The sequence below is a fragment of the Pseudomonas sp. FG6 genome (assembly GCF_057809015.1).
In genome coordinates, this window is sequence record NZ_JBMDJD010000042.1 from 1 (window position 1) to 23,328 (window position 23,328).

22 protein-coding genes and 1 pseudogene are annotated in these 23,328 nt (G+C 61.6%); 10 read left to right on the top strand and 13 right to left on the bottom strand.

The genetic code is table 11. The features are described 5' to 3' along the window. Positions 1 to 130: pseudogene (locus ACODSJ_RS21630) on the bottom strand (carbon starvation CstA family protein); the annotation flags it as partial. Between the two features lie 157 nt (positions 131 to 287). On the opposite strand from ACODSJ_RS21630, the gene ACODSJ_RS21635 reads away from it, so the two are divergent. Continuing rightward, positions 288 to 644, top strand: a complete 357-nt coding sequence (locus tag ACODSJ_RS21635; protein ID WP_489103678.1) for a PilZ domain-containing protein — start codon at positions 288 to 290, stop codon at positions 642 to 644. 157 nt (positions 645 to 801) lie between these two features. On the opposite strand, the gene radA is transcribed toward ACODSJ_RS21635, so the two are convergent. The 3 genes from radA to ACODSJ_RS21650 form a co-directional block, all read right to left on the bottom strand. Beyond that, positions 802 to 2,169 carry a DNA repair protein RadA gene (gene radA / locus ACODSJ_RS21640; RefSeq protein WP_489103679.1) on the bottom strand — a complete coding sequence of 456 codons (1,368 nt, stop codon included), beginning with the start codon at positions 2,167 to 2,169 and terminating at the stop codon, positions 802 to 804. Positions 2,170 to 2,211: 42 nt separating this feature from the next. Further along, positions 2,212 to 2,760, bottom strand: coding sequence for an ankyrin repeat domain-containing protein (locus ACODSJ_RS21645; protein WP_489103712.1), 549 nt, complete (start codon positions 2,758 to 2,760; stop codon positions 2,212 to 2,214). 90 nt (positions 2,761 to 2,850) lie between these two features. Beyond that, the gene (locus ACODSJ_RS21650; RefSeq protein ID WP_489103680.1) at positions 2,851 to 4,392 is read right to left on the bottom strand and encodes a catalase; all 1,542 of its coding nucleotides are present in this window, start codon (positions 4,390 to 4,392) and stop codon (positions 2,851 to 2,853) included. A 281-nt stretch (positions 4,393 to 4,673) separates the two neighbouring features. Here ACODSJ_RS21650 and mscL point away from each other — a divergent pair, with 281 nt between their 5' ends. Next, positions 4,674 to 5,087: a large-conductance mechanosensitive channel protein MscL gene (gene mscL / locus ACODSJ_RS21655; RefSeq protein WP_489103681.1), complete on the top strand. Its 414-nt coding sequence runs from the start codon at positions 4,674 to 4,676 to the stop codon at positions 5,085 to 5,087. Positions 5,088 to 5,123: 36 nt separating this feature from the next. On the opposite strand, the gene ACODSJ_RS21660 is transcribed toward mscL, so the two are convergent. Next, a complete protein-coding gene (locus ACODSJ_RS21660) occupies positions 5,124 to 5,900 on the bottom strand; it encodes a ferredoxin--NADP reductase (protein WP_489103682.1) in 777 nt (258 codons plus the stop codon). A 278-nt stretch (positions 5,901 to 6,178) separates the two neighbouring features. Between ACODSJ_RS21660 and ACODSJ_RS21665 the strand changes: the two genes are divergently transcribed. Together ACODSJ_RS21665 and ACODSJ_RS21670 are read left to right on the top strand one after the other, a co-directional pair. Next, positions 6,179 to 6,892 (top strand): autoinducer binding domain-containing protein, encoded by a 714-nt coding sequence (locus ACODSJ_RS21665; protein WP_489103683.1) that lies wholly within the window; start codon positions 6,179 to 6,181, stop codon positions 6,890 to 6,892. A 181-nt stretch (positions 6,893 to 7,073) separates the two neighbouring features. Beyond that, positions 7,074 to 8,198 (top strand): methyltransferase, encoded by a 1,125-nt coding sequence (locus ACODSJ_RS21670; protein WP_489103684.1) that lies wholly within the window; start codon positions 7,074 to 7,076, stop codon positions 8,196 to 8,198. 45 nt (positions 8,199 to 8,243) lie between these two features. Here ACODSJ_RS21670 and ACODSJ_RS21675 read toward each other — a convergent pair whose 3' ends face one another. The 3 genes from ACODSJ_RS21675 to ACODSJ_RS21685 are packed head-to-tail and all read right to left on the bottom strand — an operon-like array spanning position 8,244 to position 10,877. Continuing rightward, positions 8,244 to 8,408 carry a DUF2474 domain-containing protein gene (locus ACODSJ_RS21675; protein WP_489103685.1) on the bottom strand — a complete coding sequence of 55 codons (165 nt, stop codon included), beginning with the start codon at positions 8,406 to 8,408 and terminating at the stop codon, positions 8,244 to 8,246. Between the two features lie 21 nt (positions 8,409 to 8,429). Further along, on the bottom strand, positions 8,430 to 9,437 hold the full coding sequence (cydB, locus tag ACODSJ_RS21680) for a cytochrome d ubiquinol oxidase subunit II (RefSeq protein WP_489103686.1): 1,008 nt from the start codon (positions 9,435 to 9,437) through the stop codon (positions 8,430 to 8,432). A 3-nt stretch (positions 9,438 to 9,440) separates the two neighbouring features. Further along, positions 9,441 to 10,877: a cytochrome ubiquinol oxidase subunit I gene (locus ACODSJ_RS21685; protein WP_489103687.1), complete on the bottom strand. Its 1,437-nt coding sequence runs from the start codon at positions 10,875 to 10,877 to the stop codon at positions 9,441 to 9,443. A gap of 489 nt (positions 10,878 to 11,366) precedes the next feature. Here ACODSJ_RS21685 and ACODSJ_RS21690 point away from each other — a divergent pair, with 489 nt between their 5' ends. Continuing rightward, positions 11,367 to 12,605: an MFS transporter gene (locus tag ACODSJ_RS21690; protein ID WP_489103688.1), complete on the top strand. Its 1,239-nt coding sequence runs from the start codon at positions 11,367 to 11,369 to the stop codon at positions 12,603 to 12,605. Positions 12,606 to 12,703: 98 nt separating this feature from the next. Here ACODSJ_RS21690 and ACODSJ_RS21695 read toward each other — a convergent pair whose 3' ends face one another. Both ACODSJ_RS21695 and ACODSJ_RS21700 read right to left on the bottom strand, forming a co-directional pair. Further along, complete coding sequence (locus ACODSJ_RS21695; RefSeq protein ID WP_489103689.1) at positions 12,704 to 13,270, bottom strand: DJ-1 family glyoxalase III; 567 nt, start codon at positions 13,268 to 13,270, stop codon at positions 12,704 to 12,706. A 52-nt stretch (positions 13,271 to 13,322) separates the two neighbouring features. Next, positions 13,323 to 13,769, bottom strand: coding sequence for a DUF4879 domain-containing protein (locus ACODSJ_RS21700; RefSeq protein ID WP_489103713.1), 447 nt, complete (start codon positions 13,767 to 13,769; stop codon positions 13,323 to 13,325). A 214-nt stretch (positions 13,770 to 13,983) separates the two neighbouring features. On the opposite strand from ACODSJ_RS21700, the gene ACODSJ_RS21705 reads away from it, so the two are divergent. The 4 genes from ACODSJ_RS21705 (at position 13,984) to ACODSJ_RS21720 (ending at position 17,944) form a co-directional block, all read left to right on the top strand. Beyond that, positions 13,984 to 15,279, top strand: a complete 1,296-nt coding sequence (locus ACODSJ_RS21705; RefSeq protein WP_489103690.1) for an NCS2 family permease — start codon at positions 13,984 to 13,986, stop codon at positions 15,277 to 15,279. After that, entirely contained in the window at positions 15,276 to 16,355 is a 1,080-nt protein-coding gene (gene trmA, locus ACODSJ_RS21710; protein ID WP_489103691.1) for a tRNA (uridine(54)-C5)-methyltransferase TrmA, read from the top strand. Before ACODSJ_RS21705 ends, trmA begins: the two co-directional genes overlap by 4 nt. A 291-nt stretch (positions 16,356 to 16,646) precedes the next feature. After that, positions 16,647 to 17,087: a type II 3-dehydroquinate dehydratase gene (aroQ, locus tag ACODSJ_RS21715; protein WP_489103692.1), complete on the top strand. Its 441-nt coding sequence runs from the start codon at positions 16,647 to 16,649 to the stop codon at positions 17,085 to 17,087. 5 nt (positions 17,088 to 17,092) lie between these two features. Continuing rightward, entirely contained in the window at positions 17,093 to 17,944 is an 852-nt protein-coding gene (locus ACODSJ_RS21720) for a shikimate dehydrogenase (RefSeq protein ID WP_489103693.1), read from the top strand. 58 nt (positions 17,945 to 18,002) lie between these two features. Here ACODSJ_RS21720 and ACODSJ_RS21725 read toward each other — a convergent pair whose 3' ends face one another. Together ACODSJ_RS21725 and quiC are read right to left on the bottom strand one after the other, a co-directional pair. Beyond that, positions 18,003 to 18,680, bottom strand: a complete 678-nt coding sequence (locus ACODSJ_RS21725; RefSeq protein WP_489103694.1) for a TetR/AcrR family transcriptional regulator — start codon at positions 18,678 to 18,680, stop codon at positions 18,003 to 18,005. Positions 18,681 to 18,782: 102 nt separating this feature from the next. Continuing rightward, positions 18,783 to 20,684, bottom strand: a complete 1,902-nt coding sequence (gene quiC / locus ACODSJ_RS21730) for a 3-dehydroshikimate dehydratase QuiC (protein WP_489103695.1) — start codon at positions 20,682 to 20,684, stop codon at positions 18,783 to 18,785. Positions 20,685 to 20,939: 255 nt separating this feature from the next. On the opposite strand from quiC, the gene ACODSJ_RS21735 reads away from it, so the two are divergent. Then, positions 20,940 to 22,277, top strand: coding sequence for an MFS transporter (locus tag ACODSJ_RS21735; protein WP_489103696.1), 1,338 nt, complete (start codon positions 20,940 to 20,942; stop codon positions 22,275 to 22,277). 136 nt (positions 22,278 to 22,413) lie between these two features. On the opposite strand, the gene ACODSJ_RS21740 is transcribed toward ACODSJ_RS21735, so the two are convergent. Then, on the bottom strand, positions 22,414 to 23,292 hold the full coding sequence (locus ACODSJ_RS21740) for a DMT family transporter (protein ID WP_489103697.1): 879 nt from the start codon (positions 23,290 to 23,292) through the stop codon (positions 22,414 to 22,416). Between the last annotated feature and the right edge of the window lie 36 nt (positions 23,293 to 23,328).

Below are 23,328 nucleotides of genomic sequence, written 5' to 3' on the forward strand. Positions count from 1 at the left end.
CGGCGACGACGATCCAGAGGGCATTGATGGCTTCGCCGCGGCGCAAGGCCACGACGCCCAGTGCGCACGCTCCCGCGACGGCCAGCAGAAGCCAGGGTATATGGCGCAGCAGGCTATTATTGTTGTTCATTTTTATATTCCAGCCAGGGTGGACAAGAAAGACAGCCACCGGAGTTTAGCGCTAACGAACGCAAAGGCCACACCCGACATTCGTCTGTCACCGGCCAACGGTGACGATAGTGCGCCATCTGGGTCTATAGTCAGTGAATCTCCAGAGGAAATGCATGATGAACGATCGCCGCCGCTTCGTACGAATCGAATTCCATGCCAGGACCGAACTGCGCCAGGGCCAATATATCTGGCCGGTGAAGCTGCTGGACCTGTCCCTCAAAGGCCTGCTGATCGAAAAACCCGAGCCCTGGCTCGGCGATCCCGAAGAGCCCTTCGAAGCCGACATCCACCTGGGCAAGGACGTCGAGGTGAAGATGGAGGTTCGGCTCGCCCACAATGACCAGGGCCATCTGGGTTTCGTCTGCGAACACATCGACCTGGACTCCATCGCCCACCTGCGCCGGCTGGTGGAACTGAACCTGGCCGATCACGATGAGCTGGAGCGGGAGTTGGCGGCGTTGATCCAGATTTAGATACGCCGTCGATCCCTCATGGCAACAGGTTCTCTGTGGGAGCAAGGCTTGCCCGCGATGGCGGCGCTGCGGCCCTTCAAAAAATCGAGTCGCCTGCGTCGCGAGCAAGCTTTGCTCCCACACAAGCTTGCTGCCACCTAAGTCCCTTGCACCGGTGTTACTCGAACAACGAATCCAGCGCCTGCTCCAGGCGCGTCACGGCAATGATCTGCAACCCTTGTGGCGCTTCCTTCGGCGCGTTGCCCTTGGGCACGATGGCGCGTTTGAAACCGTGCTTGGCCGCCTCCTTGAGCCGTTCCTGGCCACTGGGCACCGGCCGGACCTCGCCTGACAGCCCCACCTCGCCGAACACCAGCAAGTCATGGGGCAGCGGCCGATTGCGCAGGCTGGACATCACCGCCGCCATCAACGCCAGGTCGGACGCGGTTTCCAACACCTTGACCCCGCCCACGACGTTGAGGAAAACATCCTGGTCGTGAGTAGGAATACCGCCGTGTCGATGCAGGACCGCCAGCAGCATCGCCAAGCGGTTCTGGTCCAGGCCCAGGGTGACCCGGCGTGGGTTTGCCAGGTGGCTGTCGTCCACCAGCGCCTGCACCTCCACCAGCATCGGCCGGGTGCCTTCCCACGTCGCCATGACCACACTGCCCGGTACTTCTTCCTGGGCCCGTGTCAGAAAGATCGCCGACGGGTTCGAGACTTCTTTCAGACCCCGATCGGTCATGCCGAACACGCCCAATTCGTTGACGGCGCCAAAACGGTTTTTCACCGCCCGCAATAAACGCAGGCGACCATCGGATTCCCCTTCGAAATACAACACGGTGTCGACCATGTGCTCCAGCACGCGCGGCCCCGCCAGGGCACCTTCCTTGGTGACATGGCCCACCAGGAAAATCGCCGTGCCGCTCTGCTTGGCATAACGCACCAGCAACGCCGCACTCTCGCGCACCTGGGACACGCCGCCGGGCGCCGACTGCAACTGCTCGGTGAAAATCGTCTGGATCGAGTCGATCACCATCACCTTGGGTTTTTCCTGGCGCGCCGTGGCGATGATGGTTTCGATGCAGGTCTCGGTCATGACCCGCAACTGGTCCTGGGGCAACCCCAAGCGCCGCGCCCGCATGGCGACCTGCTGCTGGGACTCTTCGCCAGTGACGTACAGCGCAGGCATCCGGTTGGCGATGTTGCACAAGGTTTGCAACAGAATGGTGGATTTGCCGATACCGGGGTCGCCGCCGATCAACACCACCGAACCGTCCACCAAGCCGCCGCCCAATACACGGTCCAGCTCACCGGAGGCGGTGGAAAAACGCGGGATTTCTTCCACGCTGACTTCGGCCAGGGTCTTGATCTGCGCCTGCTGGCCGGCCCAGCCCGTGCGCCCAGTGGGCGCGGCTGCGCCACCGCTTTCCACCAGGGTTTCGGTCAGGCTGTTCCAGGCCCCGCATTCACTGCACTGGCCGGCCCATTTGGGAAAGGTCGAGCCGCACTCGGTGCAGCCGTACATGCGCTTTGCCTTGGCCATCTGAACTCCGGGTAAAAACCGCGATGATAGCCCAGCCAAGGTTCACTGCGGGGCCGGCATTCTGATTTCACCCTTCGCCAGATCCGCTGCGGTATTGCCCAACGGATCCTGCGCGTCCAGGTCGGCGCCTTTGGCCTTCAAGGCATCGAGCAACTCATCACGCTTGAACAGGCCGGCGTACATCGCGGCGGTTTGTCCGGCGCCGTTGCGCTGGTCCGGGCTGCAATCGGTGGACAGCAAACGCCGCGCGATCTGCACCTCGCCCTTGAAAATCGCGCCCATCAGCGCCGTGTTACCGCGCTTGTCCTGGGCACAGGCATCGGCACCGGCGGCCAGCAACCGTTCCACCGCCGGGCCGTGGCCGTGATAGGCCGCCAGGATCAGCGCCGTGTAGCCCTTCTCATCGCGGATATCCAGCGAATAACCGGCGTCGATAAAGGTATCGAGCATCGGTACGTCGCCCCGGCGGGCCGCGTCGAAGTAATAGTCTTGCAACTGTTGCCGTGCCGCCGCCGGATCGCTGGGCACTGGCTGGTCGGCCAGCACGCTCATCGACCAGGCCGCGAGTATCGATAAAAGGAATCTACGCATCATGACGTCTCCTCATGACTCAAGGCTGCGGGAGCATGATTGTGGGAGCAAGGCTTGCCCCCACAGGTCATGCACCTGCCTGGCTGCGGATCAGTCGCTCAGTTTTGCCGCCAGCGCCTTCACCCGGGCCAGGTCACCCTTGGCGACACGGGCCACGCCAGTGCCGTATTCCGGGTCGGCCTTGTAGAGGAACGACAGGATGATGTGCTTGCTCTCGTCATCAGTAGTCGCCAACGACCCACCGAAGTTCTCGATCAGGTCATCGCGCTCCTTCTTGCTGAACGAACGATACAAATCACCGGCCTGCTTGAAATTCTGCTCGCGCTGGATCTTCGCTTGCTGGGTGCTGCCGGTCAGCGCGGTCTGGCTGTAGCGCGCCGCTTGCAACTCCTCGCGAGGTGTCAGGCGGCTCGGCTGATAATTCACGCCGGTGCTGCTGGCGCCCGGGTTCATCGCGCCGTCCTGGTTACCGTTGTTCACCGCTACTTTGGGGGCGTTGATCGGCAGTTGCAGGGCATTGGCCCCTATCCGGTACATTTGCGTATCGGCGTAGGAAAACACCCGTCCCTGGAGTAGGCGATCCTCGGAAGGCTCGATGCCAGGAACCAGGTTGGCCGGCGCCATCGCCACCTGTTCGGTTTCCTGGAAGACATTGGCCGGATTGCGGTTCAAGACCATTTGCCCGACTTTGCGCTCAGGCACGCCCGGCCAGATCTTGGTCGCGTCCAAGGGATCGAAGTCGAACTTGGCCAGGTCCTGGGGATTGAGCACCTGGACATACAAGTCCCACTTGGGGAAGTCGCCCTTATTGATGTGACTGACCAAGTCATTGGTCATATGGCTGTAATCTTGCCCCTGAACTTTCACCACTTCTTTCGGATCGAGGTTTTTCAGCCCCTGCAAACTTTTCCAGTGAAATTTCACGTAATGAACTTCACCCTTGGCATTCACCAACTTGTAGGCATGCACGCCATTACCGTCCATCTCACGATAACTGGCGGGCGTGCCGGAGTTGGAATACAACTCGGTCAGGGTGCGAGTCGACTCGGGAACATGAGAGAAGAAATCGAAACGGCGGGAATCATCGTCCAGGTTGGTTCGCGGGTCGGGTTTGAACGCATGGACCATGTCTGGAAACTTGATGGCATCGCGAATGAAGAACGTCGGGAAGTTGTTCCCTACCAAGTCCCAGTTGCCGTCGGCGGTGTAGAACTTGGTGGCGAAACCACGGGGGTCGCGCAGGGTTTCCGGCGAATGATTGCCGTGCACCACGGCGGAAAAACGCACGAATACCGGGGTGACCTGGCCTGCGGCAAAGACCTTGGCCTTGGTCAGGTCGCTGAGGTCGTTGGACACCGTGAAGGTGCCGTGGGCGCCGGTGCCGCGGGCGTGCACCACACGCTCGGGAATGCGTTCGCGATCAAAACGCTGGAGCTTCTGGATCAACTGCACGTCCTGCAACAAGGTCGGGCCGTTGGGGCCTGCCGTCTGCGAGTTCTGGTTATCGCCGACAGCCGCTCCGTTATCCCGGGTCAGGGTCGCCGCGTTGACAGACAAGGACAACAGGCTGGCAGTCAGCACAACAAGAGCGCGGCGATGGGAGTAAGTCCCGTGGCCAAGGGAAGTGTTCATAAAGGTGTTCCTCTGATGTTATAGAGCGCATCCATGTGCGCCATCCAGAGGCTAGTGCTCGAAAAAGCAAAACCTAAATAGAAATGCCGTACCGCGTTGATAGAGAAAACCTTGTAGGGGCCCGACCGAAAACCGCGTATCACGCGCGATTGATGGCATTTTGTAAACTTTCCCTCAGGGACCCGGTCGATAACTGAAGCTTGCAGGCCGGTGTTTTGAGCAGGACTCGCTGGACTGACTTACACTGACATTCATCTTCCAACTATCACAGGGAATAACTCATGGGCGTGCTTAGCGAGTTCAAGGCCTTCGCGGTCAAAGGCAATGTCGTCGACATGGCCGTCGGGATTATCATCGGCGCCGCGTTCGGCAAGATCGTTTCGTCCTTCGTCGGCGATGTGGTCATGCCTCCGATTGGCCTGCTGATCGGCGGGGTGGATTTCAGCAACCTGGCCATTACGCTCAAGGCCGCCCAAGGCGATGCGCCTGCGGTGGTATTGGCCTACGGCAAATTCATCCAGAGCACCATCGACTTCATCGTCGTCGCATTCGCCATCTTCATGGGCGTCAAGGTCATCAACCGCCTCAAGCGCGAAGAGGCCGTAGCCCCGAGCGCGCCCCCTGTGCCGACCAACGAAGAGCTGCTGCTGAGCGAAATTCGCGACCTGCTGAAGGCCCAGAACGAACGCTCCTGACGAAATGAAAAAGGGTGTCCTCGGGACGCCCTCTTTTTACCAATAGGTTTCCACCGCCACTTGGCCTGGCCGACGGCTCAGGCTCAATTGCAGCCCTTTGGCCTTGAGCAACTGGCGCGTGTCATCGATCATTTGCGGATTGCCGCACAACATGACGCGAGAATGCTCGGGCGTCAGCTCGACACCGGCCGCACGCTCCAGCTCGCCATTCTCGATCAACGTGGTGATCCGCCCGTTGAGCGCCTCCGGCTGCTGTTCGCGGGTGACGGTCGCAATGAAACGGAACTTGTGCGCGAACTCCGCCAGGTAATCGCGCTGGGGCAGTCCCTCGATCAGTTCCTGATACGCCAACTCCCGGGCCTCGCGCACGCTGTACACGAGGATGATTCGCTCGAATTTCTCCCAGACTTCAAAGTCCTGCAGGATCGAGAGAAATGGCGCCACGCCCGTCCCGGTGGACAGCAGCCACAAATCCCGCCCACCCACGAAGCGATCGAGCGTCAGGTAGCCAAACGCCAGGCGCTCCACCAGCAAGTCGTCACCTGGCCGCAAACGGCTCAGTTCGCTGGTGAACTCTCCCTGGGGGACGACAATGGAAAAGAATTCGAGAAATTCGTCAAACGGCGAAGACACCATGGAATAGGCTCGCCAGACCGTCGTGCCGTCCGCCTTGGTCACCCCCAGCCGGGCGAATTGCCCCGCGCGGAAACGAAAGCCACGGTCTCGGGTGGTGCGCAACGTAAACAGATGAGGCGTCACTGGCTGGACGTCGAGCAGGGTCTGGCGGGTGAATTTCTCTTCGCTGACAGTCATGAGCCACTCCAATGAGGCGAGACCATAGTGTCCCGCAAAGTGGCACGCATAACCACTGACAAACAGTAGTGGCATTTAGGCATAGCTTGTCGCTGGGGTCCGCCTTGTTTTTGGCAAAACTTATACAACCATAGTGTTTTGTAAAATAAACAACTAAACATTCACGGACATACTGTAAGGATAAATAAAAAATTCAACTACATGTTAGGAATAGTCCTACACTAAAAACTCCATCATGGATTGGATCCCACAAGGATGTATCAACCCAGGAGAGAGCGATGGACAAGTGGAAGGACTTGCAGCTGAGGAAGTTAGCTCGTGAAAAAGACTTACAGACTGCCTATCGTCTAGTGCTGAATTTCTTTAACAATCAAGGATTTGAATATTGCGCATTCGCAGCCTACCTCGGCACTCCCGACAAGCACACCAACAAGGTGAATCTGAACAACTATCCCTATGGGTGGAACAGGTTTTATGAACAGAATGGCCATGCTTCAAACGACCCAGTGGTAGCACATTGCAATCAATCGCCTCTTCCCATCCTTTGGGATGAAAACGTTTTCGCCCAAGCCCCAAAGTTATGGCGCGAACTTAACCGCCAGGGCCTCAAGTATGGCTGGACCCAAGCCGTACATGGTGTGCCAGGAGTCTATTGCAGCCTGTTCAGCCTGGCGCGAACGCACGGCCCCATCGATATCGAGGAGCATTATGGCAATCTCGGCTACGCCATTTTTGCCAGTCAGGCGCTGCATGCCCTGGCGAGCGAGAAGCTGTCCGACGACGTCGCCATCGGACACAAATACCATCTATCCCCTCGGGAGATCGAAGTGTTGAGGTGGTCCGCCGAAGGCAAGACAGCGTCCGAGGTGGGCAGGATCCTTTGCCTTTCCGAACGCACCGTGAATTTCCATGTGTGCAGCTGCATGCGAAAACTCAATGTCAGCAACAAGATTTCAGCCGTCGCCAAGGCAGCCCACATCCATGTGATCTGAACAGCAGGCCTGCACTGCCGAACCAAAAAACCAGCGAGTAAAGTCCAGCAAAAAAACGTACCATTTACGGCTCCACTTGAATGATGACGCGCCTGGCGCGCGACGCAGTTCATTCAGGCGGTCCCGCTCAGATACCTGCCCCAGGGCAGCGGGACATTCGTTGATTTGCAGAGTCCCAGCCATGCCCTTGCTCGACAGCCCCTTCGCCCAACTCGACCTGATCCGCCAACCCGAACAGCAGAACGAACCGCTGCAAGCCTTCGACGCGGCCGATGAATACCTGCTTGCGCACCTGGCCGAGCAACACCCCGCCGCTTCGACCCGGGTCCTGGTGCTCAACGACAGCTTCGGCGCCCTCGCGGCCAGCCTGGCCGGCAAGGCCTGTGTCACCAGCAGCGGCGACTCGTTCCTGGCCTTGCAGGCACTGGGGAAAAACCTGGTGCGCAACGACTTGCCTTTCGACGCCGTGCCGACTGTGCCGGCCAGCGAACCGTGGAGTGGGCCTTTCGACCGCGTCCTGATCAAGGTACCGAAAACCCTGGCCCTGCTGGAGGAACAACTGATCCGCCTGCAAGGTCGACTGGCCCCAGGCGCCCAAGTGATTGCCGCGGCGATGATCAAGCACTTGCCGCGGGCCGCGGGCGATCTGCTGGAGCGCTACATCGGTCCCGTGCAAGCCTCCCTGGCGGTGAAAAAGGCACGCCTGTTGATTGCCACGCCCGAAGCCAAGGCGCCAGCCGTGTCGCCCTACCCTACCCGCTATTGGCTGGATGAGCCCAAGATCGAACTGCTCAACCACGCCAATGTCTTTTGCCGCGAAGGCTTGGACATCGGCACCCGTGCGTTCCTGCCGCACTTGCCGAAGAACCTCGGGACGGCTCGCGTCGCGGACCTGGGATGCGGCAACGGCGTGTTGGCCATCGCCAGCGCCCTGCACAATCCCGAGGCCCACTACACCCTGGTGGATGAGTCGTACATGGCCGTGCAATCGGCTGCCGAGAACTGGCGAGCCGCATTGGGCGAGCGCGACGTGACCTTGCGCGCCGCCGATGGTCTCGCCGGGCAGCCAGCCCAGTCACTGGATGTGGTGCTGTGCAATCCACCCTTCCACCAGCAGCAGGTGGTAGGCGATTTCCTCGCCTGGCGCATGTTCCAGCAGGCTCGCGAGGCCTTGGTGGTCGGCGGTGCGCTGTACATCGTCGGCAACCGCCATCTGGGTTATCACAGCAAACTGGCGCGGCTGTTCCGAGGGGTCGAGCAAGTGGCCGCGACACCTAAGTTCGTGATCCTCAAGGCCCGGAAATAAATCCCCCGCTCCCACAAGGGTTTTTAGCCCGTCCAAGCTTGGCAATCAGTGAGTGGTCAGCCCCGCCGCACTCATGAACATCCGCATCAGGCTGGCAACGACAAACAGCGCCAGCACGCTGCCGGTCCAGATCGCCAACAACCAGCCGAGCCGCTGCCAGAGCGGTTTCCTCTCGGCAGCCTCGATTTCTTTCAAATCAGGTTTGGTCATGTCGAGCGCCCCGCAGGTCGATCAATGGTAGCCGTCATCGTGGGTCACCTTGCCGCGGAACACGTAGTAGCTCCAGAAGGTGTACACCAGGATCAACGGGATGATGAACAGCGTGCCCACCAGCATGAAGCCCTGGCTCTGCGGCGGTGACGAAGCGTCCCAGATCGAGATGGACGGCGGCACGATGTTCGGCCACAGGCTGATGCCCAGGCCGCTGTAGCCCAGGAAGATCAACACCAGTGTCAGGATGAACGGGGTGTAGTGGGCGTTGCGGGCCACCGCACGGAGCAAGCCGTACAGCGTCACCAGCACCAGGATCGGCACCGGCAGGAACCAGAACAGGTTCGGCAGGGTGAACCAGCGCGCGGCGATGTCGGCGTGGGCCAGCGGCGTCCAGATACTGACGACACCGATCACGGCCAGCACCACGAATGCCAGGGGCCGGGCCAGGTCATGCATCTGCTCTTGCAGCTTGCCTTCGGTTTTCATGATCAACCAGGTGCAGCCAAGCAACGCATAAGCGACGATCAACGCCAAGCCACAGAACACCGTGAACGGCGTGAACCAGTCCAGCGAACCACCGGCAAACTGGCGATTGACCACCTCGAAGCCATCGATGAACGCGCCGAGCGCCACGCCCTGGAAGAACGTGGCCGTCAGCGATCCGCCGATGAACGCCTTGTCCCAGATGTGCCGTTTTTCCGCCTTGGCCTTGAAGCGGAACTCAAAGGCGACGCCGCGGAAAATCAGGCCGATCAGCATCAGGATCAGGGGCAGGTACAACGCCGACAGCACCACCGAGTAGGCCAGCGGGAATGCCCCGAACAAACCCGCACCGCCCAGCACCAGCCAGGTTTCGTTACCGTCCCAGACCGGCGCGACGGTGTTCATCATCACGTCGCGGTCACGCTCGCCCTTGATGAACGGAAAGAGAATGCCGATGCCCAGGTCGAAGCCGTCCATGACCACGTACATCATGATGCCGAAGATGATGACCACGGCCCAGATCAGCGCAAGATCGATACCCATGACTCAATTCCCCTTGTTCGAGCGGTCGTTGTGGTCCGCTTCGTCGTCGGCGTTGGCCGCCGACAACGGACGGGCCGGGGTGCGTTTCTGGCCCGGGCCGCCATCGGTCGGCTCGGCCTCGTGGGCCTGCGGGCCCTTGCGCACCAGGCGCATCATGTAGCTCAGGCCGGCCCCGAACAGCGCGAAATACACCACCACGAACAGCACCAGGGTGATGCTCATCTGCGCGAAGCTGTGGCCGGACGACGCATCGGCCGTGCGCATCAGGCCATAGACCACCCAGGGTTGGCGGCCGATCTCGGTGGTGAACCAGCCGGCCAGGATCGCGATCAGCCCGGACGGGCCCATCCACAACACCATGTGCAAGAACGGTCGGGACTGGTAGAGCCGGTCGTTGCGCCGCAGCCACAAGCTGCACAGGCCGGTGAAGATCATCAGCAGGCCCAGGCCGACCATGACCCGGAACGACCAGAACACGATGGTCGAGTTCGGCCGGTCTTGCGGCGGGAACTCCTTGAGGGCCGGCACCTGCTTGTCCAGGCTATGGGTCAGGATCAGGCTGCCCAGGTAGGGAATTTCCACGGCGAAGCGGGTCTTCTCTGCTTGCATGTCCGGCAGTCCGAACAGGATCAACGGGGTCGGTTCATTGCCGACGTTTTCCCAGTGGCCTTCGATGGCGGCGATTTTCGCCGGTTGATGCTCAAGGGTGTTCAGGCCATGGAAGTCGCCGATGACCGCTTGGATCGGCGCCACGACCAAGGCCATCCACATGGCCATCGACAACATGCGGCGAATGGCCGGGTTGTCGCGCCCGCGCAGCAAATGCCAGGCGGCCGACGAGCCGACGAAGAATGCCGTGGCAACGAACGCCGCCGTGGACATGTGCAGCAGGCGATAAGGAAACGAAGGGTTGAACACCACCGCCAGCCAATCCATCGGGATCACCCGGCCGTCGACGATTTCGTAGCCCTGCGGGGTCTGCATCCAGCTGTTGGAGGAGAGGATCCAGAAGGTCGAGATCAGCGTGCCGATCGCCACCATGACCGTGGAGAAGAAGTGCAGGCCCCGGCCGACGCGATTCCAGCCGAACAGCATCACCCCCAGGAAACCCGCTTCGAGGAAGAACGCCGTGAGCACCTCGTAGGTCAGCAACGGCCCGGTGATCGCACCGGCGAAGTCCGAGAAACGGCTCCAGTTGGTGCCGAACTGATAGGCCATGACCAGGCCGGACACCACCCCCATGCCGAAGTTGACGGCAAAGATCTTCGACCAGAAGTGGTACAGGTCGCGGTAGGTATCGTCACGGGTCTTGAGCCACAGGCCTTCGAGCACCGCCAGGTAACTCGCCAGGCCAATGGTGATGGCGGGGAACAGGATGTGGAACGAGATGGTGAACGCGAACTGGATTCGGGCGAGATCGAGCGCCTCCAAACCGAACATAAGTCTTCCTCTGTCAGGTAAAACCGGCTGCGGGTGGGGCTTGCATCGCGACCCACAGGAAATATGGAGTGCGATGCTTTTCAAATCGTTCTTTTTAAAACCGTCACGACGCAGGACTCTGGCCCGAAGGCCGCCAGCACAACGCCCCGAAGGAAATTGACCTGGGTCAAGCAATGGTCAAAGAGTAGTCGTATTTCGCCCGATGAACGGCGTGGTCTTTTGCCGCGTGGCAGGTTGTCTCAGGGTGGACTCATGGTCGAACCACTGTTTTTCGCGCCGCTCACCCATGGCGAGGGAGCTTGCTCCCGCTCGGTTGCGCAGCGACCGCAAAATCTTGGGGCCGCTATGCGATCCAGCGGGAGCAAGCTCCCTCGCCACGGGTGAGCGACGGTGGGATTAGATGTTTGGCTAACTATTTTTCCAGCCACGGCAACTTCCATTGACCGCTCGGTGATAATCTCGATGCCTTCACCACCGGACCCGTCATAGATGCCCAGCCAAGCACCGCTGCTGCTTCGTCACCACCGTCCCTTCATCGCCTTCTGGCTGGCCCGGATCTTTACCGCCAGTGGTTTCCAGATGCTCACCGTGGCCATTGGCTGGAACCTCTACCAACTGACCGGCAACGTATTGGACCTGGGGCTCGTCGGGCTGGTGGAGTTCGCTCCGCGCGTGCTGTTCATGCTGCACACCGGGCACGTGGCCGACCGCTATGACCGCCGCAAGGTCGCAGCCATCTGCCAATCATTGCAGGCAATGATTGCCCTGGCGCTGGCGATCGGCAGCGTCACCGACCAGGTCACGCGGGAGATGATCTTCATCCTCGCTTTCGTGCTGGGCGCCGCCCGCTCCTTCGAAATGCCGACCACCCAGGCGCTGCTGCCGAGCATCGTGCCGACCGCGCTGTTCCCCCGTGCCGTGGCTGCCGCGCAGTCGGCCCAGCAATCGGCCACCATCGTCGCCCCGGCACTCGGCGGCTTGCTCTATGCCTTTGGCAGCGTCTGGGTCTATGGGCCAACGGTGCTGCTCTACCTCATCGCCTGCAGCCTGATGCTCAACCTGCCCGCCCGCCAGACACCGTTGAACAAAGGCAAGGCGACCCTGGATTCGCTGCTGGCCGGGATTCGCTTTATCCGCAGCCGTCCGGACATTCTCGGGGCGATTTCCCTGGACCTGTTCGCCGTTCTGCTGGGCGGCGCGACGGCGCTGCTGCCGGTGTTCGCCAAGGACATCCTGCTCACCGGCCCCTGGGGCCTGGGCCTGTTGCGCTCGGCTCCAGCGGTGGGGGCCTTGCTGATGTCGCTGTGGCTGGCGCGATTTGCCGTGGAGCGCAAGGTCGGCCGGGTGATGTTCACCGCTGTGGGCGTGTTCGGTGTCGCCACCATCGCCTTCGGCCTGTCCACCTCGTTCTGGTTTTCCCTGGCGGTGCTGGTGGTGCTGGGCGCGGCAGACATGATCAGCATGGTGATCCGCGCCTCCTTCGTGCAGTTGGAAACACCGGACGAAATGCGCGGACGGGTCAGCGCGGTGAACGGGTTGTTCATCGGCGCTTCGAACCAGTTGGGCGAGTTCGAATCCGGCCTGACCGCCCACTGGTTCGGCACCGTGCCGGCGGTGGTCATGGGCGGTGTCGGCACACTGTTGGTGACCGGGGCCTGGATCAAACTGTTCCCGACCCTGGCCCAACGCGACCGGATGCACGAACCGCCAGGGCCAGGCAGACATTGATCCGCTTGCCATCGCGCAACACCGTATGAACCACTAACGTCTGCTACGCAGCCGAGCGGGAGCAAGCGCCCTCGCCACAAGTGCCACTTTGAAACGTGTCAGGCCAGCAACTCAGCCGCCACCACACTCCTCACGCCCTTGCCAGACAGTTGCTCCACCAGCGTCAGGGCAAACGCCACGGCGGCGGCCGAGCCTTGGGCGGTGATGCAGTTGCCGTCCACCACCACCGGCTGGTCGACGAAGGTGCAACCCGACAGTTGCTGACTGACCGCCGGCAGGCAGGTCATGCGGCGTTGGCGCAGCACGCCACACGCTTGCAGGACCAGGGCCGGGCCTTCGGCAATGGCGGCAAAGAAGCGGCCGGTGGCCGCGTGATCCTTGATCAGTTGTTGCAGCGGCTGATGGGCCGCCAGATGTTGCGCGCCGATGATGCCGCCGGGCAAGACGATCAGGTCGAACGTCTGCACCAGTACGTCCACCAGCATGCCATCGGCGGTCAAGCGCGTGCCGCGGGCGCAGGTGACCATCCGCCGCCCCTCGATGCTCGCCACCACCACTTCGACCTGGGCCCGACGCAGCACATCGATCAGGGTCACGGTCTGCAGGTCGTCGACACCCTGGGCGACGGCGATCAGGGCACGGGGGATCTTGGTTCCAGGAATCATGGGGACTCTCCGCTGGGTGATGCCTGTAGTGTAGGACCTGCCACCGCGCAGGTTATTTGATGTACAGCTGGGTCGACATCCGGTTGCCCGGGGCATTGATCGACTGGTTGCTGAAGCTGAAGGTGCCCTCTTGCTTGCCCTTCAGGTCGAAGATGTACAAATAGCCTACGATTTTGGTGCGCACCGAGCAGTCGTTGAGATTGCCATTGCTGAACGCACACACCGGCGAACGGGTACCGTCGACTTCAAAGCCGTCCAGGGTGACGTAGGGCTGGCGGCCATAGCCGACTTCCAGCACGTAGACCTTGATGTTCGGGCCACTGTGATCGCAGCGGGTCTGCGTCTGCCCGGCCGCGATGTCCTCGAAGCCACAGGCCGGCGACTCGACCTTGAGCACCTTGACCTCGCTCAACGGTGGCGCCGACGCGGCGTTGGCCGCCTGCCCGGGCACCCACAGGCCCAACACACAACCCACGGCCGTCATCCACTTCTTATTCATGCAATGCATAGCGATCTCCCCGGAACCGCGCGCAGTATGGCCCAGTTGTCACGTTGGCAAAACATCGGCGAGGATCGCAGCCATATCGCTACGCTGCTGGTATCATGCGCGGCTTTTTCCGACCCGCAGAAAATTCCAGGCGCCACGGGCGGCCTGTGCTTTGCTGTTTGAGGTCGATACATTCACGGCGCCGGGCGCGCCACGGGGAGCAGACATGCTGGAAAGGCTGTTTCAACTCAAGGCACACAACACCAACGTGCGGACCGAGATCCTGGCGGGCATCACGACCTTCCTGGCCATGGCCTACATCCTGTTCGTCAACCCGAGCATTCTCGGTGAAACCGGCATGGACAAGGGCGCGGTGTTCGTCGCCACCTGCCTGGCGGCGGCCATTGGCTCCACGGTCATGGGCCTGATCGCCAACTATCCGATCGCCCTCGCGCCGGGCATGGGCCTCAACGCCTTCTTCACCTACACCGTGGTCCTGCACATGGGCCACACCTGGCAAGTCGCGCTGGGGGCGGTGTTCGTGTCCGCGGTGCTGTTCTTCATCTTGTCGATCTTTCGTATCCGCGAGTGGATCATCAACAGCATCCCGCTGCCGTTGCGCTCGGCCATCGCCGCCGGCATTGGCCTGTTCCTGGCGCTGATCGCCCTGCATAACGCCGAGATCGTGGTAGGAAATTCGGCGACCATGGTCGGCCTCGGCGATCTGAAGAAACCGGCACCGATCCTCGCGACCCTGGGCTTCGTCCTGATCGTCGCCCTTGAAGCGTTGAAAGTGCGCGGCGCGGTGCTGATCGGCATCCTGGCGGTGACCATCGTCTCGATCCTGATGGGCTTCTCGCCGTTCGGTGGCGTCATCTCCACGCCGCCGTCCCTGGCCCCGACCTTCCTGCAACTGGACATCAAGGGCGCCCTGGACATCGGCCTGGTGAGCGTGATCTTCGCGTTCCTGTTCGTCGACCTGTTCGACAACTCCGGCACCCTGATCGGCGTCGCCAAGCGCGCCGGGCTGATGGGCAAGGACGGCCACATGCCGAAGATGGGCCGTGCGCTGATCGCCGACAGCACCGCCGCCATGGCCGGTTCGCTGCTGGGCACCTCCACCACCACCAGCTACATCGAATCGGCGGCGGGCGTCAGCGCCGGCGGCCGCACGGGCCTGACCGCCATCGTCGTGGCCATCCTGTTCCTGCTGGCACTGTTCTTCTCGCCGCTGGCCGCCAGCGTGCCGCCCTTCGCCACCGCACCGGCCTTACTGTTCGTGGCCGTGTTGATGACCTCGGGCCTGGCGGAAATCGACTGGGACGACATCACCGTCGCCGCCCCCGTGCTGGTCACCGCCCTGGCGATGCCATTCACTTACTCCATCGCCAACGGCATCGCCTTCGGTTTCATCACCTGGACCGCCATCAAGCTGGTGTCCGGTCGTGGCCGTGAGCTGAACCCAGCGCTGGTGATTCTGTCGATCCTGTTCGTGATCAAGTTGGGTTGGTACAACGCATGACTTTCGATTCCCAGGCCTACGCCACCCAGCTCCAGGACAAGGTCACCCGCTTGCGCGACCTGCTGGCTCCGTTCGACGCACCGCAGCCGGACGTCTTCGACTCGCCCTTGCAAAACTTCCGCTTGCGCGCCGAATTCCGCCTGTGGCGCGAGGCCGGCGAGCGGCATTACGCGATGTTCTCCCAGGAGGACAAGCGCACGCCGATCCTCATCGAGCAATTCCCGATCGCCAGCCTGCGCATCAATCAGTTGATGCCGCAACTCAAGGCGGCCTGGCAGGCCAGCGCGCCCCTGAGCCACAAGTTGTTCCAGGTGGAGTTCCTGACCACCCTGGCCGGCGATGCGATGATCACCCTGTGCTATCACCGCCCGCTGGACGAGCACTGGCACGCCGCCGCCTCGAAACTGGCGAGCGACCTGGGCGTCAGCATCATCGGTCGTTCCAAGGGCAAGCGCGAGGTGATCGGCCACGACTACGTGGTGGAGAAACTCGAAGTGGGCGGCCGCACCTTCAGCTATCGCCAGCCCGAAGGCGCCTTCACCCAGCCCAACGGCACGGTGAACCAGAAGATGCTCAACTGGGCTTATGACGCGCTGGGCGAGCGCAGCGACGATCTCTTGGAGCTGTACTGCGGCAACGGCAACTTCACCCTGCCCCTGGCCACCCGCGTGCGCAAGGTGCTGGCGACTGAGATCAGCAAGACCTCGGTGAACGCCGCGCTGAGCAACCTCAGCGAAAACGCTGTGGATAACGTCACGCTGGTGCGCCTGTCGGCGGAGGAGCTGACCGAAGCCCTGAACGAAGTACGTCCATTCCGTCGTCTGCATGGCATCGACCTGAAAAGCTACGAGTTCGGCAGCGTCTTCGTCGACCCGCCTCGCGCCGGCATGGACCCGGACACCTGCGAGTTGACCCGGCGTTTCGAGAACATCCTGTACATCTCCTGCAACCCGGAAACCCTCGCGGCCAACATCGCGCAATTGCACGACACCCACCGCATCACGCGCTGCGCGCTGTTCGACCAGTTTCCCTGGACCCATCACATGGAATCCGGGGTGTTGTTGACCCGGCGTTAAGCGCTGGCAGGACAGGGTGAAGCTATGTGGGAGCATGGCTTGCCCGCGATGCAGGCGACTCAATTTCTGAAAGACCGCGTCGCCTGTAATCGCGGGCAAGCCTTGCTCCCACAGCTAAGTGCCCTCGCCACAAATAATCCTTTCCCCCCAAATCCAAGGCAATGTTCGATCATCGAACACTTATTGCCCGCGCCCCACGGCTTCGTTTGACCAAAGTAACCATCTAGTACAATTTATCTCCACCGGCAGAAAGCTGCTTCATGCCAACAATAAAAAGTGGAGAAAATCGCAATGCCTCCGATCATCCTGGTGCTCAACGGCCCGAACCTGAATCTGCTCGGCACTCGCGAGCCGGCGACCTACGGCCATGAAACCCTGGCGGACATTTCGGCGCTGTGCGGCCGCACGGCTGAAGAACTCGGCCTGGCGGTGGAGTTTCGCCAGACCAACCAGGAAGGCGAATTACTCGACTGGATTCACGGCGCCCGCGGCCGGTGTGCCGGTATCGTGATCAACCCGGCGGCCTGGACCCACACCTCCGTGGCAATCCGCGACGCCCTGGTCGCCAGCGAAGTCCCGGTCATCGAAGTCCATCTGTCCAACGTCCACGCCCGCGAAACCTTCCGCCACCACTCCTTCGTCTCATCCATCGCCATCGGCGTGATGTGCGGGTTCGGCAGCCATGGCTATCGCCTGGCCCTGGAACATTTCAGCCAGCGATTGAAGGGTTGATGCGCATGTCGAATATCACCGTGCTTGCCGGCCTGATCGGTGCGGGCATCCAGGCGTCGCGCACACCTGCGCTGCATGAACAGGAAGGCGATGCCCAGGGCATGCGCTACCTCTATCGACTGATCGACCTCGATGCGTTGCACCTCGACAGCAGCGCCCTGCCCGATCTGCTGAAGGCGGCCGAGCGCATGGACTTCACCGGCCTGAACATCACCTTCCCTTGCAAACAGGCAATCATCCCGCTGCTGGACGAGCTGTCGCCCGAGGCCCGTGGCATTGGCGCGGTCAATACCGTGGTGCTCAAGGAAGGCAAGCGCATCGGCCACAACACCGACTGCCTGGGGTTCGCCGAAGGTTTTCGACGCGGGCTGGGTGATGCGCCACGGCGTCACGTGGTCCAGATGGGGGCTGGCGGTGCAGGCGCGGCGGTTGCCCACGCGCTGTTGGCGGAAGGTGTGCAAACACTGAGCATTTTTGACGTCGAGGCGAGCCGGGCCGAAGCCTTGGCCCATAACCTGAACCAGCACTTCGGCGCCAACCGCGCCCGAGTGGGGCATGACCTGCCCAGCGCCATGGCCGAAGCGGACGGCCTGGTCAACACCACGCCCATGGGCATGGCGAAACTGCCGGGCACACCGGTGCCGGTCGAGCTGCTGCGCGGCGAATTGTGGGTCGCCGAAATCGTCTACTTCCCGCTGGAAACCGAACTGTTGCGCAATGCCCGCGCCCTCGGCTGCCGCACGCTGGACGGCGGCAACATGGCGGTGTTCCAGGCGGTGAAGGCGTTCGAACTGTTCAGCGGCGTCGCCCCGGACACGCAGCGGATGCTGGCGCATTTCCAGAGCATGAATCACTAAGGGCTGCTGCTGTGGGAGCAGGCTTGTGTGGGAGCCGGCTCCTGCATCAGGTTCGGTATCAGGCCTGCAAATATCTCAACACCGACTCACAAATCATCTGCCGATGCCGCTGCTTGATCGCCTCGTCCGACAGGTCGATCTGGAAGATCTCCCCGAACGTCTGGCGGTTGGACACGCGATAGAAACAGAACGAGTTGATCAACAGGTGCACGTCCAGCGGTTCGAGGCCGGCACGGAACACGCCCTCCTCGGCGCCGCGGTGCAGAATGACACCCAGGGCATCGAGGATGGTGTTGGTCATGGCCTTGATCGCGCCGGATTGCTTGACGTATTCGGCGTTGTGGATGTTTTCGATGCAGACGATGCGCACGAAATCGACGTTGCGGTCGTGGTGGTCGAAGGTGAACTCCACCAGGCGCCGGATGGCGTCCACGGGGGCCAGCTCGGCCAGGTGCAGGCGGCTCTCGGTGTTGCGGATATCACCGTAGAGCTTTTCCAGGACCTCGACGTACAACTGCTCCTTGCTGCCGAAGTAGTAATAGATCATGCGCTTGGAGGTGTGGATGCGTTCGGCGATGGCATCGACCCGGGCACCGGCCAGACCTTGCTGGACGAATTCGACGATGGCTTCCTGGAGAATGTTCTCCCGGGTTTTCTCCGGGTTGTTCTTGCGTCCCTTGCGCGTTGCGACGACAGCCGCGTCAAGCGCTGTCGCTGGCTCTGGATTCATAGTCATTGCGGGCTCACGGCCTTCACTGCACAAGCCGACGATTATGGGCCGCACCGTGCAGTGAAGAAAGCCACGGGACGGCCCTTTACCGCCGCGGTTACGATTTACCTACAACTTGGCGTGCCGCAAACCGCCACTGCGGGATTTGGCCATGGCCGCCAACCGCACCGCGACGTTGGCGGCGCCGTACCCGGCATAGCCCTTCTTGCGCTGGATGATTTCAAAGAAGAACCGCCCCTCGAATGGCTCGGTGTAGACGTGGAACAGCTCGCCCCCTTGGGCATCCCGGTCGTACAGCACGTTGAAATACGCCAGTTCGCTGAGGAACTCATCGTCGAAATCGAAACGCGCCGCCAGGTCGTCGTAATAGTTGAGCGGAATGTCCAGCAACGGCACCCCGGCCTCCTTGGCGCGACTGACCTGGGCGAAGATGTCATCGCAGTCGAAGGCGATGTGATGCACGCCGGAGCCGCGGTAACTCGACAGCGCATGGGAGATGGCCGTGTTGCGGTTCTCGGAAATGTTCAGCGGCAATCGGATCGAGCTGCAACGGCTGCGCAACGCCCGGCTTTTGACCAAGCCATAAGGGTCGGGCAACACCACTTCGTCGTCGGCCTCGAAATCCAGCAGGCTCTTGTAGAACAGCACCCAGCTGTCGAGGCTGTCGGCCGGCAACGCCATCGCCATATGGTCGATGCGCTTGAGCCCGGCACCGATGACGGCCCCCGGTTGCAGATGGAAATCGGTGCCGTAGACATCGGCCTCCTGGTCCACCAGGTAGATCAGGCTGCCGTCCGGTGCGCGCACCGCCGCCAGCTCCAATTCGTTGGGCCCCACCAGGCCACGATAAGGTTGACCCTTGTAGGCCACGGCCCGTTTCAGGGCGCTGGCGCTGTCCTTGACCCGCACAGCGGTGGCGCACAACGACGGCCCATGGGCTTCGAAAAAACTGTGGGCAAAGGAATAGGGCTCACTGTTGAGGATCAGGTTGATGTCGCCCTGGCGCAGCAGGCTCACGTTCTTGGAGCGATGCTGGCCTGCCTTGACGAACCCCAGTCGCTCCAACCAATGGCCCAGCTTGGCGCCAAGGTTGTCGTCGACGGCAAACTCCAGGAACTCGATGCCGTCGTACTCGCTGGCCGGCGGCGTGGCGAAGAGGATATCGGTGGTCTTCGCAGGTGCCGACTCGGCAGCCAGGCGCTGGCGGGTCTTTTCCTCCAGGTACAGCAATGAGCGCAGGCCGTCGGCGGCATTGGCCCTGGGCGGCGCGGCGCGAAAACCGTCGTTGAAGATTTCCAACGACAGCGGCCCGGTGTAGCCGCTCTCGATGATCGGCGCCAGAAAGCCGGGCAGATCGAATTCGCCCTGGCCCGGGAAGCAGCGAAAATGCCGGCTCCACTCCAGCACATCCATCGCCAGGATCGGCGCATCGGCCATTTGCACGAAGAAAATCTTCTCGCCAGGGATCTGCGCAATGGCGCTCGGGTCACCCTTGAGGGACAAGGTGTGGAAGCTGTCGAGCAACACGCCGAGGCTGGGGTGATCGGCCTGGCGCACGATGTTCCAGACCTGTTGATAAGTGTTCACGTGCCGCCCCCACGCCAGCGCTTCGTAACCGATGCGCAAACCGCGTGCAGCGGCCCGTTCGGCCAGCAGGCGCAGGTCATCGATCAGCACCTGCTCATCGCCGAGGCTGTCGGCCGAGGCGTTGCTGCACACCAGCACCAGGTCGGTGCCCAGCTCCTGCATCAGGTCGAACTTGCGCTCGGCCCGCTCCAGGTTGCGAGCCAGGCGGTCGCGGCGGCAGCCTTCGAAGTCACGAAACGGCTGGAACAGCGTGATGGCGATGCCCAGGTCGGCGCACATCTGGCGGATTTCCCGAGGGCTGCCGTCGTAGTAGAGAAGGTCGTTCTCGAAGATCTCCACCCCGTCGAAGCCGGCGGCGGCAATGGCTTCCAGTTTTTCCGGCAGGGTGCCGCTCAAGGATACGGTAGCAATGGAACGCTGCATGACTTCGGCTCCCGCACAACGTGCGCCGCTTTTGAAAGAGTGAGCCGATTATTGGTGGGGCGTTTCCTTTGGGCAATTCAATATGTACCATCCGGTTAGTTTTTTGGGCGATTATCGAACAAAATGCCGGTTGCTCAATTGACGATTTTTTGTCCACTGCGCACCATCGCCCCACATCGACGCCGGCCCTGAACGCCGGCACCGATGGACAGCCCCAGACCAACCCATAAGAATTTCAAAAACGGGTACACACTTATGATTTCTTCCCAAAGCTCCCGCCTTGCTGCTGGCCTGGGTGCCTCGACCGGCGGTATCGGCGACAAGATCCGCGGCGCCATGGCCGTGGGCAAGACCCGTTGGGTCATGCTCGCCCTGGTGTTTTTCGCCACCACCCTGAACTACATCGACCGCGCCGCCCTGGGCGTGATGCAGCCCATCCTCGCCAAGGAAATGAGCTGGACGGCGATGGACTACGCCAACATCAACTTCTGGTTCCAGGTCGGTTATGCCGTCGGCTTCGTGCTGCAAGGCCGACTGATCGACCGCATCGGCGTCAAGCGTGTGTTCTTCTGTGCCGTGCTGCTCTGGAGCCTGGCAACCGGCGCCCATGGCCTGGCCACTTCGGCGGTGGGCTTCATGGTCTGCCGCTTCATCCTCGGCCTGACCGAAGCCGCCAACTACCCGGCTTGCGTGAAGACCACCCGGCTGTGGTTCCCGGCCGGCGAACGCGCCGTGGCCACCGGCATCTTCAACGCCGGCACCAACGTCGGCGCCATGTTCACCCCGATGCTGCTGCCCTTGGTGCTGCATGTATGGGGCTGGCAGGCGGCGTTTCTGTGCATGGCCGCGCTGGGCGGGATCTGGTTGCTGTTCTGGGGCCTGAAGTACTTCAACCCGGAAGACCACCCCAGCGTCAAACAGTCGGAACTGGATTACATCCAAGGCGAAGGCGAACCGGACCAGGTCCGCGTGCCGTTCTCGCGCATCCTGCGCATGCGCGGCACCTGGGCATTCGCCCTGGCCTACTCGATCACCGCGCCGGTGTTCTGGTTCTACCTCTATTGGCTGCCGCCGTTCCTCAACCAGCAATACAGCCTGGGGATCAACGTGAGCCAAATGGGCATCCCGCTGATCATCATCTATCTCACCGCCGACTTCGGCAGCGTGGGCGGCGGGATCCTGTCTTCGTTCCTGATCGGCCGCGGCCTCAATCCGATCAAGGCGCGGCTGGTGTCCATGCTGCTGTTCGCCTGCTGCATCGTCGGCGTGATCCTGGCGGCCGGCGCCAGCAACCTGTGGATGGCGGTGTTTGCCATTTCCCTGGCCATCGGCGCGCACCAGGCCTGGACCGCCAACATCTGGAGCCTGGTGATGGACTACACGCCCAAGCACATGATGAGCACGGTGTTCGGTTTCGGCGGCATGTGCGCGGCCATCGGTGGCATGTTCATGACCCAGTTGGTGGGCCACATCCTGACAGTGACCAACAACAACTACACCGTGCTGTTCACCCTGATCCCGGCGATGTATTTCATTGCCCTGACCTGGCTGTACTTCATGGCACCGCGCAAGGTGCCGACGTTGGAAAACTGATTCCAGTCCGTCTGGGATTCATCCCCATTGTGGGAGCAAGGCTTGCCCGCGATACAGGCGCCTCGGTTCACTTAGGACCGCATCGTCTGCATCGCGGGCAAGCCTTGCTCCCACATTCCCCTCTTCAGGTTCTGCATTACCTCCGCCGCTGTTGCCACGCCGCCGCCAACCCACTCAGGCAAATCAGCACGATGCCAAACACCGTGGTCAACGTCGGCGTATGGTTGAACAACAACCAGCCCAACAGCCCGGCAAACACGATCTGGCAGTAACCGAACGGCGCCAGCAGCGCTGGGGCAGCAAAGCGGAAGGCCTGGGTCAGCATCAGGTGCGCCGTCATCCCGCATGTCCCCAACGCCAGCATCATCGCGCCATGCATCAGGCTCGGCACTTGCCAGAAGAACGGCACCAGGGCGCTCATCACTAACGTATTGCACAAACCGGCGAAGAAGTTGCTGGTGGTCGGGCTGTCGATCTCGCTGAGCTTGCGCGTGAGCAGTTGGTAGAAACAGAAAAACAACGCCGAACAGAACGGCAACACCACCGCCGGCGTGAACAGGTCGCCGCCGGGGTGGACGATGATCAGCACCCCGATAAAGCCAAAGATCACCGCCACCCATTGCCCGCGCGTCACCCGCTCGCCCAGCAACGGCACCGACAACGCCGTCACTAGCACCGGGGCCAGGAAGTTGACCGCCGTTGCCTCGGCCAATGGGATGTACAGCAGCGCGGTGGTGAAGAACAGGCTGGTGCCCAACAGGCACAAGGCCCGGGCCAGCTGCCAGAGCGGACGCTTGGTACGCAGCACTCGCAACCCCGAACGCGGCAGGAAAATACCGGCCATCAGCAAGGTGTGCACCAGATAACGGGCCCAGACCACCATGATGATCGGGTAAAAACCCGACAGGTATTTGGACAACGCGTCATGACTGGAGAACAGGAACGTTGCGACCAGAATAAGCACGATGCCCTTGAAAGCCTGATTGACGCCGGAGAGCGGAGTGCTGACGGTCATAAGGAAAACCTGCGTTGCTGGAGGTAAGGGCTTTGG

What these genes read in the sequence shown, in the direction of transcription:
- ACODSJ_RS21690 (WP_489103688.1), top strand. Translation starts at nt 11,367, where the DNA reads ATGCCCAGCCAAGCACCGCTGCTGCTTCGTCACCACCGTCCCTTCATC.
- ACODSJ_RS21650 (WP_489103680.1), bottom strand. Translation starts at nt 4,392, where the DNA reads ATGAACACTTCCCTTGGCCACGGGACTTACTCCCATCGCCGCGCTCTT.
- ACODSJ_RS21720 (WP_489103693.1), top strand. Translation starts at nt 17,093, where the DNA reads ATGTCGAATATCACCGTGCTTGCCGGCCTGATCGGTGCGGGCATCCAG.
- ACODSJ_RS21695 (WP_489103689.1), bottom strand. Translation starts at nt 13,270, where the DNA reads ATGATTCCTGGAACCAAGATCCCCCGTGCCCTGATCGCCGTCGCCCAG.
- radA (WP_489103679.1), bottom strand. Translation starts at nt 2,169, where the DNA reads ATGGCCAAGGCAAAGCGCATGTACGGCTGCACCGAGTGCGGCTCGACC.
- ACODSJ_RS21670 (WP_489103684.1), top strand. Translation starts at nt 7,074, where the DNA reads ATGCCCTTGCTCGACAGCCCCTTCGCCCAACTCGACCTGATCCGCCAA.
- ACODSJ_RS21645 (WP_489103712.1), bottom strand. Translation starts at nt 2,760, where the DNA reads ATGCGTAGATTCCTTTTATCGATACTCGCGGCCTGGTCGATGAGCGTG.
- ACODSJ_RS21685 (WP_489103687.1), bottom strand. Translation starts at nt 10,877, where the DNA reads ATGTTCGGTTTGGAGGCGCTCGATCTCGCCCGAATCCAGTTCGCGTTC.
- ACODSJ_RS21660 (WP_489103682.1), bottom strand. Translation starts at nt 5,900, where the DNA reads ATGACTGTCAGCGAAGAGAAATTCACCCGCCAGACCCTGCTCGACGTC.
- mscL (WP_489103681.1), top strand. Translation starts at nt 4,674, where the DNA reads ATGGGCGTGCTTAGCGAGTTCAAGGCCTTCGCGGTCAAAGGCAATGTC.
- ACODSJ_RS21665 (WP_489103683.1), top strand. Translation starts at nt 6,179, where the DNA reads ATGGACAAGTGGAAGGACTTGCAGCTGAGGAAGTTAGCTCGTGAAAAA.
- ACODSJ_RS21675 (WP_489103685.1), bottom strand. Translation starts at nt 8,408, where the DNA reads ATGACCAAACCTGATTTGAAAGAAATCGAGGCTGCCGAGAGGAAACCG.
- ACODSJ_RS21705 (WP_489103690.1), top strand. Translation starts at nt 13,984, where the DNA reads ATGCTGGAAAGGCTGTTTCAACTCAAGGCACACAACACCAACGTGCGG.
- ACODSJ_RS21725 (WP_489103694.1), bottom strand. Translation starts at nt 18,680, where the DNA reads ATGACTATGAATCCAGAGCCAGCGACAGCGCTTGACGCGGCTGTCGTC.
- aroQ (WP_489103692.1), top strand. Translation starts at nt 16,647, where the DNA reads ATGCCTCCGATCATCCTGGTGCTCAACGGCCCGAACCTGAATCTGCTC.
- quiC (WP_489103695.1), bottom strand. Translation starts at nt 20,684, where the DNA reads ATGCAGCGTTCCATTGCTACCGTATCCTTGAGCGGCACCCTGCCGGAA.
- ACODSJ_RS21635 (WP_489103678.1), top strand. Translation starts at nt 288, where the DNA reads ATGAACGATCGCCGCCGCTTCGTACGAATCGAATTCCATGCCAGGACC.
- cydB (WP_489103686.1), bottom strand. Translation starts at nt 9,437, where the DNA reads ATGGGTATCGATCTTGCGCTGATCTGGGCCGTGGTCATCATCTTCGGC.
- ACODSJ_RS21735 (WP_489103696.1), top strand. Translation starts at nt 20,940, where the DNA reads ATGATTTCTTCCCAAAGCTCCCGCCTTGCTGCTGGCCTGGGTGCCTCG.
- trmA (WP_489103691.1), top strand. Translation starts at nt 15,276, where the DNA reads ATGACTTTCGATTCCCAGGCCTACGCCACCCAGCTCCAGGACAAGGTC.
- ACODSJ_RS21740 (WP_489103697.1), bottom strand. Translation starts at nt 23,292, where the DNA reads ATGACCGTCAGCACTCCGCTCTCCGGCGTCAATCAGGCTTTCAAGGGC.
- ACODSJ_RS21700 (WP_489103713.1), bottom strand. Translation starts at nt 13,769, where the DNA reads ATGAATAAGAAGTGGATGACGGCCGTGGGTTGTGTGTTGGGCCTGTGG.